The organism is Falsiroseomonas oryzae, from assembly GCF_027856955.1.
In the GTDB taxonomy this organism is placed as follows: domain Bacteria; phylum Pseudomonadota; class Alphaproteobacteria; order Acetobacterales; family Acetobacteraceae; genus Falsiroseomonas; species Falsiroseomonas oryzae.
This window is the reverse complement of record NZ_JAPSMD010000133.1, coordinates 1-12,841: the sequence shown is the minus strand read 5'-3', so window position 1 is coordinate 12,841 and position 12,841 is coordinate 1. Positions and strand designations below refer to the sequence as shown.

General features: G+C 68.5%; 10 protein-coding genes. 5 read left to right on the top strand and 5 right to left on the bottom strand.

The window, feature by feature from the left end:
* The 5 genes from OZN99_RS14520 to OZN99_RS14500 form a co-directional block, all read left to right on the top strand.
* On the top strand, positions 1-702 hold a 702-nt coding region (locus OZN99_RS14520), incomplete at its 5' end, for an SDR family NAD(P)-dependent oxidoreductase (protein WP_270935960.1).
* A gap of 16 nt (positions 703-718) precedes the next feature.
* Positions 719-1,537 carry a polysaccharide deacetylase family protein gene (locus OZN99_RS14515; RefSeq protein WP_270935959.1) on the top strand — a complete coding sequence of 273 codons (819 nt, stop codon included), beginning with the start codon at positions 719-721 and terminating at the stop codon, positions 1,535-1,537.
* A gap of 17 nt (positions 1,538-1,554) precedes the next feature.
* Positions 1,555-3,147 (top strand): ABC transporter substrate-binding protein, encoded by a 1,593-nt coding sequence (locus OZN99_RS14510; protein ID WP_270935958.1) that lies wholly within the window; start codon positions 1,555-1,557, stop codon positions 3,145-3,147.
* A gap of 45 nt (positions 3,148-3,192) precedes the next feature.
* On the top strand, positions 3,193-4,479 hold the full coding sequence (locus tag OZN99_RS14505) for an ArgE/DapE family deacylase (RefSeq protein ID WP_270935957.1): 1,287 nt from the start codon (positions 3,193-3,195) through the stop codon (positions 4,477-4,479).
* 706 nt (positions 4,480-5,185) lie between these two features.
* The gene (locus OZN99_RS14500; protein ID WP_270935955.1) at positions 5,186-5,497 is read left to right on the top strand and encodes a hypothetical protein; all 312 of its coding nucleotides are present in this window, start codon (positions 5,186-5,188) and stop codon (positions 5,495-5,497) included.
* 389 nt (positions 5,498-5,886) lie between these two features.
* Here OZN99_RS14500 and OZN99_RS14495 read toward each other — a convergent pair whose 3' ends face one another.
* The 5 genes from OZN99_RS14495 to OZN99_RS14475 all read right to left on the bottom strand — a co-directional run.
* Positions 5,887-7,602 (bottom strand): AAA family ATPase, encoded by a 1,716-nt coding sequence (locus OZN99_RS14495; protein WP_270935954.1) that lies wholly within the window; start codon positions 7,600-7,602, stop codon positions 5,887-5,889.
* Positions 7,603-7,767, bottom strand: a complete 165-nt coding sequence (locus OZN99_RS14490; RefSeq protein ID WP_270935953.1) for a hypothetical protein — start codon at positions 7,765-7,767, stop codon at positions 7,603-7,605.
* Between the two features lie 562 nt (positions 7,768-8,329).
* A complete protein-coding gene (locus tag OZN99_RS14485; protein WP_270935952.1) occupies positions 8,330-10,288 on the bottom strand; it encodes a DUF2779 domain-containing protein in 1,959 nt (652 codons plus the stop codon).
* A gap of 91 nt (positions 10,289-10,379) precedes the next feature.
* Positions 10,380-11,942 (bottom strand): hypothetical protein, encoded by a 1,563-nt coding sequence (locus OZN99_RS14480; protein WP_270935951.1) that lies wholly within the window; start codon positions 11,940-11,942, stop codon positions 10,380-10,382.
* 161 nt (positions 11,943-12,103) lie between these two features.
* Positions 12,104-12,841 (bottom strand): ATP-binding protein (locus OZN99_RS14475; protein ID WP_270935950.1); only part of this gene is annotated, 738 nt, incomplete at its 5' end.

Below are 12,841 nucleotides of genomic sequence, written 5' to 3'. Positions count from 1 at the left end.
GGCATCGGCGCCGCCACCGCCGCGCGCCTCCTGGCCGATGGCGCGCGCGTGCTGCTGGTGGATCGCGAGGCGGCGGTGGAGGCGACGGCGGCCAGGCTCGGCGGGGTTGCGCTGGTCTGCGACGTGGCCGCGCGCGGCGCCGGGCTCACCATCGCGGACGCCGCCCTCGCCGCCTTCGACCGCATCGACATCCTGGTCAACAACGCCGGCATCGGCGGATCGCGTGCGCTGGCGGAGTCCGACGACGCGCTGATCGCCCGCTTCCTGGAGGTGAACCTCGCCGCCGTGCTGCGCGTGACGCGCGACGTCATGCCGCACCTTCCGCGGCCCGGCGGGCGCATCGTCAATGTCAGCTCGGTCTTCGGCCTCGCCGGGCATCCCGGCACCACGGCCTATGCGGTGGCCAAGGGCGGCGTCGCGCAGTTCACCCGCCAGCTCGCGGGCGAGCTCGCGCCGCAGGGCGTCACGGTGAACGCCGTCGCGCCTGGCGTGATCGAGACGGCGATGACCGAGGGCCACCGGCGCAACCCCTACTACCGCCGCGCCGTGCTGGACCCGACTCCGCTGCGCCGCGCCGGACGGCCGGAGGAGGTGGCGTCGGTCATCGCCTTCCTGGCCTCGGCAGAGGCATCCTACGTCGCCGGCCAGGTGATCGCGGTGGATGGCGGCTGGCTCGCCGCGCGCCATCCGCCGCCGGACTGAGGAAGGAGAACGTCGCATGGACATGAGCGTGCAATGGCCTGGCGGGGCCCGCGTCGCGGTGATGCTGACCTTCGACTTCGATGCGGAGACGCTCTGGCTGGCGCGCGACCCGGCGAACGCTCAGCGCCCCGGCACGCTGAGCCAGGGCACCTACGGCGCGCGCGTCGGCGTGCCGAAGATCCTGGAGACGCTGCAGGATGCCGGCGTGCCCGCCACCTTCTTCATCCCGGGCTGGACGGTGGAGAATCACGCCGACCGCGCCGAGATGATCCTGCGCGCCGGCCACGAGATCGGCCACCACAGCTATTCCCACGCCTGGATCGAGCCCGGCTTCCCGGAGAAGGAGACCGAGGAGATGGAGCGCGGCCTCGAGGCGCTGAAGCGCGTGCTCGGCGTGGTGCCGCGCGGCTACCGCTCGCCGGCCGGCGAGACCAGCGACAACACCATCCGCCTGCTGGCGAAGCACGGCTTCCTCTACGACAGCTCCATGATGGCGGACATCAACCCCTACCGCATCGCCACGGCGGACGGCGCCAGCGTGATCGAGCTGCCCTGGCACTGGAGCCTGGACGACGCGCCCTTCGCGCTGTTCTCCATCAAGTCGCCGCGGCCGATCTTCACCAACAGCCACGTCCGCGAGGTCTGGCAGGAGGAGTTCAAGGAGATCCACCGCTGGGGCGGCACCTACAACCTGGTCATGCACCCCCAGGTGACCGGCCGCCCCAGCCGCATCGCCCTGCTGCGCGAGATGATCGACTTCATGCGCGGCTTCGAGGGCGTGTGGTTCGCGACCTGCACCCAGGTCGCCGAGGCCTGGGCCGCGACGCAACGCTGAGAGGAAGGAGAAGACCGATGAGGATCACCCGCCGACAGGGCCTTGGCGCCGCCGCCGCACTGCTCGCCGCGCCAAGCATCCCGCTGGCGCAGTCGCGCGAACGCCCCTTCCGTTTCGTCGTCAATGTCGGGCTGCAGAACCTGGATCCCATCGCCAGCCCGTCCTTCGTGACGCGCAACTTCGGCTACCTGGTCTTCGACAACCTGGTGGGCATGGACAGCCAGGGCCGCTATCGCCCGCAGATGCTGCAGGGCTGGGAGGTCAGCGCAGACCGCCTGACCTGGACCTTCCGCCTGCGCCCCGGCCTGGCATTCCATGACGGGTCGCAAGTGACATCGGAGGACGTGGTCGCTTCGCTCCGCCGCTGGGGCAACCGCGATTCCATCGGCCGCCGCCTGATGGCCGCGACCGCGGAGATGACCACCGCCGGCGCGGACGGCTTCGTCATCCGGCTCGCGCGCCCCTATGGCGGCGTGATTGAGGCGCTGGGCAAGCCTTCCGTCCACACGCCCTTCATCATGCCCGCACGCATCGCAAACGCCACGCCGCCCACCCAGGCCGTGCGCGAGATCGTCGGCTCCGGCCCCTTCGTCTTCCTGCGCGACGAATGGATCCCGGGTGAGCGCACCTTCTTCCGCCGGAACGAGCGCTACGTGCCGCGCGACGAGCCGGCGGACGGCCTGGCCGGCGGCAAGGTGCCGAAGGTGGACCGGGTCGAGATGATCACCATGCCCGACATCGCGCTGCGCGCCGCATCGCTGCAGCAGGGCGAGGTGGACTACCTGGAATACGCGCCGGTGGACAACCTGCCCATGTTCCGCCGCAACCGGAACATCGTGATCTCCGAGGCGAGCGGCATCGCGGAGATGATCTACTGCGTCAGCATCAACCACGCGCAGCCGCCCTTCGACAACGTGCTGGTCCGCCGCGCCGTGCAGCAATGCCTGGACCGCGCCGAGATCCTGGCCGGCGCAGGCTTCGCCGAGCTCGGCCGGCCGGACTGCACGGCGATGTTCATGTGCGGCACCCAGTTCACCAGCGACCGCGGCAGCGAGGCGATCGCCCGCCCCAGCCTGGACCGCGCCCGCGCCCTGCTGCGGGAGGCCGGCTACAACAACGAGCGCGTGGTGCTGATGCACCCGCTCGACTCCGCGCTGCTCAATCCCTTCGGCCTGGTGCTGATCGACCGGCTGCGGCGCGCCGGGTTCAACCTGGATGTCCAGGGATCCGACTGGTCCTCCATCGCGCAGCGCTGGGTGCAGCGCCAGCCGCTGGACCAGGGCGGCTGGAGCGTGGTGCCGGTGGTCTATACCGGCTTCGACATGTCCGACCCGCTTTCCAACCTCGGCGTGGGCTTCAACTGCACCGGCAACCAGCCCTGGGGCTATTGCGAGGCGGAGATGACACCGCTGATCGAGCGCTTCGAGGCGGAGGGCGATCCGGTGCGCCGGCGCGAGCTGGCGGCGGAACTGAACCGCGTCGCCATCGACCGCGCCACCTTCCCCATCGCCGGCCAGTTCCGCGCCCCGGCGGCCTGGCGGCGGGAGCTGCGCGGCGTGATCGACTTCGGCTTCCCGGTGATCTGGAACATCGAGCGCGGCCGCGCGTGACCTGGGACGGCGGGTGCGCCCGCTGAACGGGCCGGGGAGACGAGGATGCCGGATGCGGCGATGACGGCGCGGCTGCGGGCGGCGGTGGAAGCGGGCTTCGAGCGGCAGGTGGCCTTCCTGCAATCGTTGGTCCGCTTCCCCTCCACGCGCGGCAACGAGGCGCCGCTGCAGGACTGGATGCACCGGGAACTCGCCGCCCGCGGCTATGCGGTGGACCGGTTCAGCCTGGCCGAGGTGCCGCTCGCCGCGCATCCCAAGGCGAGCCCGATGGTGGAGGCCGACCCGGCGCGCAGCCTGCAGGTCGTCGCCTCCCACCGGCCGGCGAACCCCGCGGGCCGCAGCCTGATCCTGCAGGGCCATATCGACGTCGTGCCGGAAGGCCCGGTGGAGATGTGGACCCACCCGCCCTATGCCGCCGTGATCCGCGACGGCTGGCTCTACGGCCGCGGCGCGCACGACATGAAGGCCGGCGTCTCCTGCATGGTCTTCGCGATGGACGCGCTGCGCGCCGCCGGGCTGGAGCCCAACGCGGACATCCACATCCAGACCGTGACGGAGGAGGAGAGCACCGGCAACGGCGCCCTCGCCACCCTGCTGCGTGGCTACCGCGCCGACGCCGCGCTGATCCCGGAGCCGACCGGCCACACCATCACGCGCTGCCACACCGGCACGCTGTGGTTCCGCATCCGCGTGCAGGGCGTGCCGGTGCATGTCGCCGTCGCGGAGACCGGGACCAACGCCATCCTCTCCGCGCTGCACCTGGTGCAGGCGCTGCAGGCGCATACGGCGGAACTGAACCGCGCAGCGCGGGCGCATCCCTGGTTCGGCGCCGTGCCCGATCCCATCAAGTTCAACCCGGGCATCATCCGCGGCGGCGACTGGGCCAGCTCGACCCCTGCCTGGTGCGAGGTGGATTGCCGCATCGGCCTGCTGCCCGGGACCGAGGTGGCCGAGGCCATGGCCGGGGTGGAGCGTTGCATCACCGAGGCCGCGCGCGGCGACACCTTCCTGGCCAACAGCCCGCCGCGGCTCACCTGGCACGGCTTCCAGGCCGATGGCTACGTGCTGGAACCCGGCACCGAGGCCGAGCGCGTGCTCGCCGAGGCGCACCGCAGCGTGCATGGCGGGGAGATGCCGGAGCGCCGCAGCACAGCCGTCAACGACACCCGCTTCTACGGCCTGTATTTCGGCATCCCGGCGCTGTGCTACGGCCCGAAGGGCGAAGGCGCGCACGCCTTCGACGAGCGCACCTCGCTGGCCGACCTGAAGACCTGCACGCTGACCATCGCAAGCTTCATCGCGGAGTGGTGCGGCGTTCGGGAGATCGGCTGAGGGAGTCTCGGGGGGGTGGAGATGGTCGGAGCGGCGGGATTTGAACCCACGACCCCCAGTCCCCCAGATTTAAGCGCGCCCATCCCGACCCTGCCTAAGGTCTTGATTTCGCGTAGGGAGCATAAGAACGCATGTTCCCCTTCATCCCTGCTTTGCCGGTGAACACACCGTGAACCTGCACACATCCTGCACACACACCTAGGGCGCCGATGAGCGATTCCGTTCGGTTTCCAGACGATGTGTATGGATAGCCTCGAAGCGAGGCTCCCCTATGTTGCCTGACAATATGCTATCGGCTCTCCAGCGGCTACGCGTGGACGCTCCTGCCCTCCGCGACCTAGAACCCCACCTCGGCCACAGCATCGTAGCAGGCTTGAGTGATTGGGATGCTGTGATCTCGGCGCTACAAGCTGCCCCTCCGCACCAACGGGCGGCTCTGGCTCAGCGTATTCTTGATGAGCTGCTCAGGTCTCGAAGGGTGCGGGAAGATCGGCTCGCTAGGCACCCGTTCATGCCACGCCCGCTGCCATCCGTCGATGATGGCTTGGAAAGTGTCCTCCGCCGTGTGCTCGGCATCGCCCTCGGCGCATTTAGGTGGCTTGCAGATCGCCATGGGTGGGTTGCCCTGCCTGTGCCTCCGCAATGGTGCCTTTTCCAGGCAGTCGAGGCCGGAGAGCCTGCCAAGGTCTGGGCAGCGACAGAGCGCATGTCCGACTACGTGCGCGCTGCTGCAGATGACCAGGAGCGCAGCTACTCGGACACATTTCGCCAGGGGCTAGTTGCCCTCTCAGATATGCTCGACAGCTTGAGCCCTCATAGAGCGGCGGAGGGTGAGACATGGCGGCCCGATCCGGCAAAAGGGATGTCCGCCGCCGTGCTCCAAATCACCTATATGCTGGCAGTTGATCTCGGCCTGCAGCTTGAGATGCCGGGCAACGAGTGGGCGGAGGTCAGCCTCTCAGAGTCAGCGGCGATCGAAGACCTGGAGCTGGAGTTGCCACGTCAGCGCCAAGCGTAAAGCTTGACCTCTATCTCAGGTTTTCCGGTGCAACTCTTGCAGCGCAGCTTCGCTTTCAGATCGGCAATCGAGGCCGCCTGAGAGATGCCGGGAAAGAAAACGAGGGCCGCAAAAGACACGGTGCGCCGCTTTCCACAGGCTTTGCACTCACAAACCAACTCATGCCCACGGCGGAGCGCGTCGGATGGGCGTTCATTGTCATGCATCGGAAGCTCAGTAGCTTTATGCGCAGAACCGGGAACCGCGCCCCATCTCCAAGAAATGGGGAAGCGAGCAAACCCATTCCGATCAACGGATGGGGCCTCCGGTGTCATGTCTCGAACAGTGGAATTCATCGCCAGTCCCTCCGCGAGATCATCATCTCACGCGGAGGGGTTTTCCGATGAAACTCAGTGCATGGCTCCAGGGCCACGCTCCGCCGATGCGGCCAAGAGCCTTTCCGTCAGCTTTCTGAGGTGGCGAGCGCTGCCAGAACCCTGCCATCGCTCCAGCAGCCACTGACTCTCCGCCTCAGTCAACTCCGGCAGCAACCTGGCATCAGGCACTCCATATTCCGCCGCCAAATCGCTGCGCACGTTGGCCATAACAATCTCGAAGGTCTGCCGATCAACCGGCAGAGGCTCCACATTCACCACGCGGCAGCGAGACAGCAGTGGCGCAGGAACCTTTCGCAGATCATTGGCTGCCAGGATGTGCGACACACGCGAAAGATCTAGAGGTCCATCTAGCTGCGGGTCAGTCGCGCGGCACGCGGTGGAAGGCTCAAGGTACTGCAGCAGCGGATCATTCGAACGCCCAGCGCTCGAACTCATCGCTTTGTCCACTTCATCCCATAAGATCACGGGCCCCGCGTGCCCCAGCCTAGCTAGCATGTCCAGGAGCCATGAAGGATGCGAGCTAGACCACGTTTTGGAGCTGCCTTGCACATAGCCGACATCGGTAGCCGCGAGATCGAGGCTGGCAAAAGGCATTGCCAGCAACTCCGCCAGCCGCCGCGCCCACCTCGTTTTTCCGCTCCCCGGCGCACCAACGAGCAAGAGAGGCCGCAGACGAATGGATGCGCTGCCGGCCGCCCGAAGGAACGCTAGCTCCGCCCTCACGCGTGCCGTCGCAGCCGAGAAATTGGGAGCTTCCCTGTCTAGCGTTTCGATAGCACGCGCAACCACTTCTGCTGCCGGTAGCTTGGCAAGAGGCAACGGCTTAGCCAGCTTTCTGAAGCCCGACATACGCGCTCTGTCGTTGCTGCCTAGCCGGTCGATAGCGTCGGCAACCCCTGCCCCCACGATGTGATGTGGCACGGAGGGTGGAGGCTGAGGCTCGCCCGGTGTCTCGGGCTGATCGATGCCCAAATTCCGGTTATGCTCGTGCTCTCGATCTGCCTTGCTCCTTTGCAGACGATCGTTGATCAGCGCGGCTCCAGCTTTGATGCTAGTAGCTGCCTCAGAGACACCAGACGAGACACCCTCCACAGGCGGCGCAACCACCTCTTTCTTCAGGGCACCCGTTGCTTGCTGCGAGGCTTCAGACAACCGAATGAGGTTATCGAAAACATCTTGCCACGCGTCGGCGTCGATCTGGTAGGCAATGTGGTTCAGCATGTGCATGACCACTCGCGCCTGCGTCAGACGCGGCCCGCGCATGGCGATGTCGCGCGCCTTCCTGTCTGCTTCGTTGATGCCCGTAGTGCACCAAACGTCATCGACGCGCTTGGCTTCTACGCTCAGGCGCGATGACGCGTAAGCAGTCAGCTCCAGCAGCGCGGCAGTGCCGGCCTTCCCTTTTCCAGCGAATGCTGATTGACCGGGCTCGACGGACAGATGCACTTCCGCGTAAGCGAGCCAAAGCAACGTGGGGGCAACACGCGCTTCGCCCGCACGGTCTACGATGCGCGCGAGAAAGCGTCCGGCGTGTGGGTCACCTGACAGCAGCAACGAAGCTAGCCGCGGCCAGATCTTGTTTTCCGCCGCCTCCGCCCACGTGAGCACGGCTTCACGCACCGCTCGGCGCGCGTTGAAATCGCGCCAAAGCTCCGGCCGGAGCCACACGCTCCACGGATCGATTGCTAGCGGCTGGTGCTGCACGCGGCGCCCGACGATCCGCGCCATTCAGAAACCGCGCAGCCGCCGCAGCTCGTCCCGCAGGCGGCAGGCTTCGAGCTGCGCGATGACCGCCTCACTGCGTGCAGCGTCACGCTCGGCTTCCAGCTTGGAGGCATGCGCTTTCCAAGCCTCAATGACTGCCTGAGCCTTCTGGAAAGAGATTGCCTGCATCCCACCCCCCCTGACGGCGCGAGTATAGTGAGCATCTACATACGAAGGAATGGGGACGCGATTTCAGATTATCAAGAGGCTCGGCATGCCCTCAGCTGGTCGCGCAATACAGCGTAATCCGACATCATGCGAGCCAAGGTGCCCCCCTCCGGCAGAGAGGAAAGATCGTGATCGGCCGGCCTCTGTACCTTCCGCGGGTGTTCCGTGGTCGGAGGGCATGTGGTAGGCAGCGCCGGGGCGGCGCAGCAAGCGGAACGAGCCAGAATGGAGAGAAGAGTGAGTGCCATTATCGACTTTTGTGACTATTCTGGCACGACCCGCGTGGCCGACTTCAAGACAAGCTTCTCGGACGGCAAAAGCCGCGCTTTCAGTGTAAATGCGATGAGAATCTTGCTCATGGCAGAAAAACGGCCGGTAGGCGTCGGATCCTGATGTAAACGGCATCGGCCGAGCGCTACCGAGTGCCTTGGCGAAAACTGGCCTATCGGGTTCGCCGCACCGGCTCAGCTTCGGGTGCCTTGCCGCGTGCGCGCGCACCAGCCGAAGGGCGCGCCGAAGGTGTTCAGGCCACCGCGCCAAGTTCATCCGGCAGAGCGACCCCGCACCAGGCGCGCCAAGCCTCTACCACCATTGCCATGGCTAGCGTGTCCAGCTCGCAATAGCGCTTCAGCGCGCGCTCGATTGCGTCGCGCGTCGCGGGCTTCAGCTCCTCGTCCTGCAGCCGGGCATAGGCTGCGGCGGCAGCGCCACCGGAGGCAATGGTCGCCTCGTCGTCGTCATCAGCGATCTCGGGCAGGTCGGCGAACATGTCGCCGAGAAGGTCGTATGGATCCGCCGCGCCGCCGTCCTCCTCCCGCCACCATGCGAAGCTCCGGAAGTTCCGGCTCGGGATGCCGCCCGGCGCGCCGTAGATCGGACTGGCATAGCGGGCGCGGAGCCAGTCGGACGAGCCGAGCACCGCCGGCAGCACGACCTTGATGGAACAGCGCGCCTTGGTCGCCGGATGGAAGAAGGCCCGCTCGGCCAGCTTCGCGAGGTCGTAGAGCGCCCGCGGTCCTTCGAGCAGCGTGCCGATGAAGGCGGAGAGCTCCTCCTTGTCGGTCGGCGGCGCCGCCATCGCATCGAGGTCGTCCCGCAGGTCCTTCAGCACGGTGCGCTCGTGGTGGGACCACATAAACACCGTGCCCACTTTGCCGAGCGTGTCGCGGAGCCGACGCAGGAATTCGATGTTGGGATCGAAGCCGGGCGCCGCGAGCAGCGCCTCCTCAGCATGGCGCAGCGTGCCGTCCGCCTCTAGGATGTGGTGCGAGAGCTGAAAGGCGACGAGGCCATAGGGCCGCCGCCCTTTGTGGAAGGGCAGCGCGGGCCGCGCCGTCTCGAAGTCGATGAAGTGGAGTGGCCAGGTCCATTTCGCCATCTCACGCCGCATCAGGTCGCGGTCGAGGTGGAAGGGCTCGCCGCCCGGCAGCGCTCCGTCCGCCTGCATGCGCTGGCGCTGGCTGCGGCTGAGGCCGTCCTCGCCGGGCTTAAGATTCAGGTCGTCGTCGGTCACGTCCGACAGGCGCCAGCGGCGCTCGTCGATGAGACGTGCCTTGCCCTTGAAGTACCAGAGGTCGAGCACGGTATCGCCGGCGAGTTCCTCCGGCGTGACGTCAAGCGCCTCGGTCCAGCAATCGACGAAGCCGCTCCGCCGCGGTGGCTCAGCGTCCCGGACGCGGAACTCACACTTGGCGCACTGTTCGCCGATGGCGGGGCCGAGCTTGCGCCCCTGCTTCCAGGCCGCTGCAAGGTCGTTGACGCACTCGGTCCAGGCGCCTGCCATCCCCGGCAGGACGAGGCGGCCGGACAGCACCTGCGCGACCAACGCGGACACGTCCAGCTCGACGAGGAGCGGCGCGCCGAGCTGCGCGGCGCCGGTGCCGGGCGCCACCTCGACCACCGGCCGGCCGTCCGCGTGCCGGATGCGGAAGCGGGCATGAAGGCCATCCACCGTGGCGACGGCGTCGGGATCGGGCAGCATGAGCAGCGACCGCAGCTGCAGCCCCGGCACGGCTTGGCGCAGCACATGCGTCTGGAAGGCGAGGTCCTGCACATAGGGCAGCCACTCCGCCCGGATGGCGCGCCCGTTCTCCGTCACGACGCCTGCCGCGCCCCCTTCGGGCGCGCTCTTCGACTTGACCTCGATCAGGTCCACCTGGTTGCCGCGCTTGCGCAGAATGTCGGCGCGGATGAAGAGGTCGCCGGCTGCGAAGGTCGCCTCGAAGATTGTGACCGTGTGCTTCGCCATCAGCTCGGCGGTGCGGGCGAGCTGCGCGTCGTGGCCGCGGTCCGTCACCTCCTCGCCGTCCGCGTGCATGCGCTTCGCCAGCTCGCCCACCTGGAAGCCGCTGGCGGCCAGCGACTTCAGGAATTCGTCGTCGGCCTTGGTGCTGGGATAGGTGCCGGGCCGGGCGGCGTAGTGCAGCTTCGTCGGGCATTCCAGCGCGAGGCGGAAGCGCGACTTGGTGAAGGGCAGATCCATCCGGGCCGGGCTCCCCGCGCGCGGCGCGCGGGGCACCGCGGCGCGAGCGCGCGGCGCAGCCTAGCCGATATCGTTACGATCCTCAAAGCCGCTACGGTCGCGAGACGGAGACCATGCTGGTCAGTTCCAGAGCCGCCTTCGCGCGTTCCAGGAAGCAAGTCTCGTCCACGGTCAGCAACGCCGCGGCATCCGCGTCCGGGGACCAGCGCGTCTGCCAGTTGCCGCAGGGCTTCAGGGCCGCGATGAGCTGGTCCTCCGCCTGGCTGACCTGGCGGCGGATGGCGGGCGCCAGGTCCACCGCGCTGCTGCCGGGCGGAACCAAGCGGATATAGGCGAAGCGGAACTGCTCCAGCAGCACGTCGGCGGAGACGGCGTGGAGCCGGTCCCAGAATGTGCCCGCGAAGCGAACGCGATTGAGGCCTGCACCGCAATTGCCGCGCCGATTGACGAACTTCTCCAACGAGCGGCAGCCGAGAATGCGGAGCGGCGAAAGCCGCGCCTCCTCGCCGGCCCGGCACGCCTTAGACGTGCGCCTCGCGACGTGCACGCGATGGTCGCGCATGGTGAAGGACGCGGCGTGCGTCCACCACCTGGCGTGGCGGACATCGCCGGCGAACATATTGTACTCTTCCCCGTAGAAGCGGCCGACATAGATCAGCCGGAAGTCCTCCGACGTGCCGCCCGGCATCCGGAAGAACAGGCCGTAGATCCCGGGCCCCGCGAAATCCTCCCGGATGTCGGTCCGCTTCGGCTCGAAGGCCAGGTTGAGAAAGCCCAGCCCGTCCGGCGGGGGGACGGATCTGTGCCGCAGGACACGGGCCGCGGGCCATGACGTCACGACCGCCGTCCCGAGCGTCCCCGTGGGCTGCGGAGCGGCCGGCCCCGCGCCACCGGCTCCGCCCTGCGAAGGCGCCCTGGGCCTGGTGGGACCGCCGCCGCGCTGTGCGGCGTCCTTGCCCGGCTTGCGCAGCCACTCCGCGATGGCCGGCGTGATCAGCCCGCCACATTGGTCCCGCCCTTCGGCGGACAGGTCGGTGGCGGCGGCCTCGACGAGCTCACGCAGCGCGTCGCCGCCGCGGGTGGGCAGAGCCGCGTCCTCGACGACGTCCATGACGGCGCGCAGGAAATCCCTGGCCAGATCATCGGGACAGCGCAGCGCCGCGAGGCGGATCCAGGTCGGCTTGCCGCCGCGCCACCGTGCCCAGCCGGCCGTGTCGCCCGGTGGCGTCGCGGTCGCACTCGGGGTTGGCCACCCTGCCTTCCGCAGGGTCTCTTCATCCGCCCAGAGATGGAGCGCCGCCGTCTCGCCCTGGCCTGCCACGCAGATCCCCGCGCGCGGCCCATGGATCGAGATGCAGCCGTCCTTTTCATGCGCCACAGGCTTGCCGAAGACGACGAGGGGATCGGGCGAGCCGGTCCAGGTCGAGGTGACCGCCGGATCCAGCTTCTCGACCTTCCAGCCCGGAGTGGCTTGCGCCGCGCTCGGCGCCGCGGTGGTCATCGTTCTGAGGATGCGCCTCGCCAGATCGGCGAGAGCGGGCGGCAGGCGCGCGAGGGTACGCGCGGCGCAGTAGCGCTCCGCGAAATGCGTGTCGGAGCCGAAGTAATTCTCCAGGCACCCGGCCCGGTCGTCGGGACTCATGTCGTCACTCATCACGCGTCTCCGTTTGCGCTTCCCGGGCGCCGATGGACACAGGCCGGCACCATCATGGCCGTCAGCAGGCTGACGGTCATCGGCATCCGCGTCCGGCTGGCGCTCTCGTCGCATGACACGCGGCAGTCGGACATGGCGCTCTCTCCCTCCGCGTGGATGGATCAGGCGCCGGCGCGGAAGCCGATGGCGCGCGCCGCACCCGGCTTGGCCTGCTGCTCACGCACCAGCGCCGCGAGCAGCGCCGCCGCGTCGTCCAGCCCGCCCTGCAGCGCGGCCACGCGCCGCACCACCGCGAAGTCGGCCGGCGTCAGGCGGTCCAGCGCGGCGAGCCCCGGCGGCGGCTCCAGGCCGAAGAAGCTGCGGAAGGCGGCCGCGGCCTGCGCCGGCGTCAGGTGGTCGAAGCGCAGCTTCAGGAGCACGCGCCGCATCACCGCCGGGTCCAGGTGCTCCGCGAAGTTGGTGGTGAAGGCGAGCGGCCAGTCGTGCCGCTCCATCCAGGTCAGCATCTCGTTCACCTGGCTCACCTGCCAGGACTGCTGCGCGCCCTCTCGCGCGCCGAGCAGGCTGTCCGCCTCGTCGAACACCAGGAAAGCGCGCGCCGCCGCGGCCTCGGAGAAGGCCGCGGCGATGCGCTGCTCCGTCTCGCCCACATAACGCCCCAGAAGGTCGGAGGCGCGGCGCTGCAGCACCGGCAGCCCCATCCGCTCCGCCAGGTGCCGCACATAGGCGCTCTTGCCCGTTCCCGGCGGGCCGCTCAGCAGCAGCGAGACGTCGCGCGGCGCGCCGGGCGCGGCAAGCCGGTCGGCTAGCGCGGCGAGATCGGCATCGGCGCGCAGCAGCCCGGTGTCGAAGCGCTCCGGCGGCGCCTCGCCCGGCGTCGCGCGGCCCTCGCCCATCGC

Coding starts and splice junctions, on each gene's coding strand:
- OZN99_RS14485 (WP_270935952.1), bottom strand. CDS start 10,288: ATGGATCTGCCCTTCACCAAGTCGCGCTTCCGCCTCGCGCTGGAATGC.
- OZN99_RS14490 (WP_270935953.1), bottom strand. CDS start 7,767: ATGCAGGCAATCTCTTTCCAGAAGGCTCAGGCAGTCATTGAGGCTTGG.
- OZN99_RS14495 (WP_270935954.1), bottom strand. CDS start 7,602: ATGGCGCGGATCGTCGGGCGCCGCGTGCAGCACCAGCCGCTAGCAATC.
- OZN99_RS14500 (WP_270935955.1), top strand. CDS start 5,186: ATGTCCGACTACGTGCGCGCTGCTGCAGATGACCAGGAGCGCAGCTAC.
- OZN99_RS14515 (WP_270935959.1), top strand. CDS start 719: ATGGACATGAGCGTGCAATGGCCTGGCGGGGCCCGCGTCGCGGTGATG.
- OZN99_RS14480 (WP_270935951.1), bottom strand. CDS start 11,942: ATGAGTGACGACATGAGTCCCGACGACCGGGCCGGGTGCCTGGAGAAT.
- OZN99_RS14510 (WP_270935958.1), top strand. CDS start 1,555: ATGAGGATCACCCGCCGACAGGGCCTTGGCGCCGCCGCCGCACTGCTC.
- OZN99_RS14505 (WP_270935957.1), top strand. CDS start 3,193: ATGCCGGATGCGGCGATGACGGCGCGGCTGCGGGCGGCGGTGGAAGCG.